Source organism: Microcystis sp. LEGE 08355, assembly GCF_015207185.1.
Classification (GTDB): domain Bacteria; phylum Cyanobacteriota; class Cyanobacteriia; order Cyanobacteriales; family Microcystaceae; genus Microcystis; species Microcystis panniformis.
The window spans coordinates 1-3,913 of record NZ_JADEXI010000447.1 but is presented as its reverse complement, the minus strand read 5'-3'; the positions used below and the strand labels follow the sequence as shown (position 1 = coordinate 3,913).

Here is a 3,913-nt window from a genome sequence, read left to right as displayed (position 1 = left end):
ATTTTGAACTGTATCGAGGGGAAATATTCGGTTTAGTTGGGGAATCGGGGTGTGGGAAAAGTACCCTATCGCGAACCCTATTACAGTTAATTAAACCCACCGGGGGAAAAGTGGAATTTTTAGGAGAAGACTTAACCCCTTTGTCGGGGGAAAAAATGCGTCCCAAACGACGCTTAATGCAGATGATTTTTCAGGATCCGCTCGCTTGTCTCAATCCTTTAATGACTGTGGGAGAAAGTATCGCTGATCCGCTTTTGATCCATCAAAAAATTAGTCTAGAAACGGCTAAAAAACAGGTTTTAGAAATGTTAGATCGAGTCGGTTTAACACCAACAGAGGAATTTTATCGACGCTATCCTAGGGAGTTATCGGGGGGACAACAGCAAAGGGTAGCCATTGCTCGCGCTTTAATTACTCGTCCGGAATTAGTTATTTGTGATGAACCGGTTAGTATGCTCGATGCTAGTGTCCAGACACAGGTTTTAGAGTTAATGTTAGAGTTACAAAAGTTATTTAATCTAACTTATTTATTTATAACTCATGATCTTTGGTTAGCGAGATTCCTCTGTGATCGAATTGCGGTGATGACTGCGGGTAAAATTGTTGAAATGGGTGACACTGAACAGATTTTTAGCCATCCCCAACACCCCTACACGCAAAAATTAATCGCCGCAGCCCCAAGAATTTATCCCGACAGCAACTAAAATCGCCCTAGGGGTTTATAATTGTTATTGTCTAGATATGGTTGGGAAAGACAAAATGGCCAGACAACTTCAGATAACTCTCCCTGAAGACACCATGCAACTTCTTGATCGATGGTTGACAAGTAGTGATTATCCTGAAAAAGAATATAATAATTTAATTAATGAAGCGATTAAATTATATATTATGGAACAACAGAGAAACTACCTCAAGCAACAATTAAAGGAAGGAGCTATTATTAGAGCAGAAAGAGATTTAAATTTAGCACAAGATTGGTTTTCTCTAGAGGAGTATTTATGGTAATAATGATTATTTTTAAAGTTAAAAAACTGCTCAAAAAATTTGTCTTTAGTCTCCAAGAGGAAGGATGGAAACCAGCACTCAAAAAGACGAAACGAAAAATTATCAAAATTCTCACGGGAAAGAGTTCCTCTGAATTTGAAGAACAGGTGATCGAAAGTGCTAAATTAGCTGAACCGCGACCCCTAGAAATTGCCAGTAGTGATGATCCTTTAGTCTCGATTATTATTCCTGTTTATAACCAATTTGCCTACACCTTTAACTGTTTGGAATCCTTAAGTGTTAACCTAAGTTCTGATTTAGCTTATGAAGTAATTATCGTTAATGATGCTTCCACTGATGAAACATTAGAACAATTAGCAACTTTAGTTAAAGGAATTAAAGTATTAACTAATGCAGAAAACTCTGGTTTTATTCGTTCCTGTAATTATGGGGCTAGTCAAGCAAAAGGTCAATACCTATATTTTCTCAATAACGACACTCGTATTCTGGAAAATTGTCTAGAAAGTTTAGTGAAATTAATCATCAATAATCCCCGAGTTGGTGCGGTGGGTTCTAAGTTAATTTATGCTAATAGTAAACAACAAGAAGCGGGGGGAATTATCTGGAATTCTGCCGATGGTTGGAATTATGGACGCTTAGATAGTCCCGATGAACCAGAATATAATTATGTGCGTCCCGTGGACTATTGTTCGGGGGCCAGTTTATTAGTTCCCACGGATTTATTTAAGCAATTAGGTGGTTTTTCTCAAGACTTTATCCCCGCATATTACGAAGATACAGACTTATGTTTTGCCCTCCGAGAATTGGGTTATCAAGTCCTCTATCAACCCCAATCTAACGTCATTCACTACGAAGGAATCACCTCGGGAACAGACCTTTCCAGTGGGATCAAACAATATCAAGTGATTAATCAAACTAAGTTTCGAGAAAAATGGTCAAAGGTATTAACTAAACACCTAGATAACGATCCTAATAATGTACCCAAAGCTGCCCGACGTTTACAAGGAAAACCGACAATTTTAGTCATTGATTCCTACGTTCCACTATACGATCGAGAATCTGGCTGTGTGCGTTTATTAAATATTCTTAAGCTACTGCTCAATTTAGGCTATTCAGTGATCTTCTTTCCCGATAATGGCTATCCTGAACAACCCTACACTTCTGTGCTGCAACAGCTAGGAATTGAAGTTATTTATGGCACAGCGCAAAGATATAATCTAGAAGAAAAATTAATCAAATATTTACCTCTGATAGATGGAGTTTGGTTGTGTCGTCCCGAATTGTGCGATAAGTATATGGACTTAATTCGCTTAAAAACAAAAGCACCAATCATTTATGATACAATTGATCTGCATTTTCTACGTTTAAAACGGCAAAAAGACTATCTCGATCCCAGTTATCAAAATACTAGCTGGAGTTGGGAAACCTATCAGAAATTAGAGTTAAACTATGCTAATCAAGCGGAAGCAACCGTGGTAGTAACCGAAGACGAAAAGCAGGTTTTATCCTCTTTAGGAGTGAAAAATGTTTGGGTAATCCCCAATATCCATGAAGAAATTTCCCTGTCAGAAAAAGTTGCCTTTGACCAGCGATCGGGGTTAGTATTTATTGGTAGCTACAATCACCCTCCTAATATTGATGCAGTTAAGTGGTTATGTTTAGAAATTATGCCCTTAGTTTGGGCATTCCGTCCTGACATTACCGTTAATTTATTGGGAAGTAACCTCAAGGATGAAGTGAAAGAATTAGCCAATGATCAAGTAATTGTCACCGGTTATGTTCCCGAAGTAGAACCCTATTTTCAAAAGAGTCGGATTTTTGTTGCTCCCCTGCGATTTGGTGCGGGAATGAAGGGTAAAATAGGTCAAAGTCTTTCCCTAGGATTACCCACTATTACCACAAAAATTGGTGCCGAAGGTATGGGATTAATTGACCACCAAGATGTTTTAATTGCCGATACTGCCGAGGAATTTGCCCAAGCAGTGATCGAACTCTATGATAATATGGAGTTGTGGCAAAAACTCGCTGATAATTCCCTAGAAACTATTAAGAGATACCAACCAGCTACCGTGCAAACTAACCTACAAGCTTTGTTATCAAATCTAGGAATTATTGCTAAGGATAGTTAACAATAAAAAAGCTCATTTCTTCCACAGGTCTATTCTATGTCACCGAAATAAACTCTAGAATCCGCAATTTTGCAGAATTAAAAACCTATTGAGAAAGTCGGATTTTTCTAGAAGTATTTCCCGACTATAACCCCCTCATTTCTCTCGAAAAATTTGGCAAGAAAAACTCAAAAACTTGGCAATTAATACCCGTTTGTTTCTGATTAACGACTCCTTTCTCCTTGAAAAAATATGCCAACTTATCCTGATATCTCCAGTCAAGCTTTTAAACATCCCCTAGATCAGCAAGCTGAACAGGCCTTAAGATCAGTTCCGGGGTTTGACTTATTAGCGAAAAGTTTTTCCGAATATCTCTATGAACGTCCCCAGCAAATTTTCTTAATGGGCAATGATCTAAAAGTCGGTCCGCGTCAATACGCCACTTTATACGGTATATATCGCCAATGTCTGCGGGATTTAGATATGTCCCCAGAACCGAATCTTTATGTCAGTCAAAACCCTTCAGCTAATGCCTATTCTTTGGGTTCAGAACATCCTTACATTGTCTTTAATACTGCCCTTTTAGACCTCTTAGATGAAGAAGAAACTCGGGTAATTCTTGCCCACGAATTAGGTCATTTAAAATGCGATCATAGTATTTTAATTCAAATGTCTTTTTGGGTGATGGGGGCGGCTAATTTCCTTGGGGGCATCACCTTAGGACTAGGAAAAGCCATTACTACCGGTCTAGTTTATGCCTTTTATGAATGGCGCAGAAAAGCCGAATTATCAGCAGACCG

At 38.5% G+C, this 3,913-nt stretch carries 4 protein-coding genes; all 4 read left to right on the top strand.

Features of this window, described 5'->3' with window-relative positions:
* On the top strand, positions 1-704 hold a 704-nt coding region (locus IQ242_RS18925; RefSeq protein WP_193961031.1), incomplete at its 5' end, for an ATP-binding cassette domain-containing protein.
* A 55-nt stretch (positions 705-759) separates the two neighbouring features.
* Positions 760-1,005, top strand: a complete 246-nt coding sequence (locus tag IQ242_RS18920; RefSeq protein WP_193961030.1) for a hypothetical protein — start codon at positions 760-762, stop codon at positions 1,003-1,005.
* The gene (locus tag IQ242_RS18915; RefSeq protein ID WP_193961029.1) at positions 999-3,134 is read left to right on the top strand and encodes a glycosyltransferase; all 2,136 of its coding nucleotides are present in this window, start codon (positions 999-1,001) and stop codon (positions 3,132-3,134) included. The genes IQ242_RS18920 and IQ242_RS18915 overlap by 7 nt, the downstream gene beginning before the upstream one ends.
* A 231-nt stretch (positions 3,135-3,365) precedes the next feature.
* Positions 3,366-3,913 (top strand): M48 family metallopeptidase (locus IQ242_RS18910; protein ID WP_193961028.1); only part of this gene is annotated, 548 nt, incomplete at its 3' end.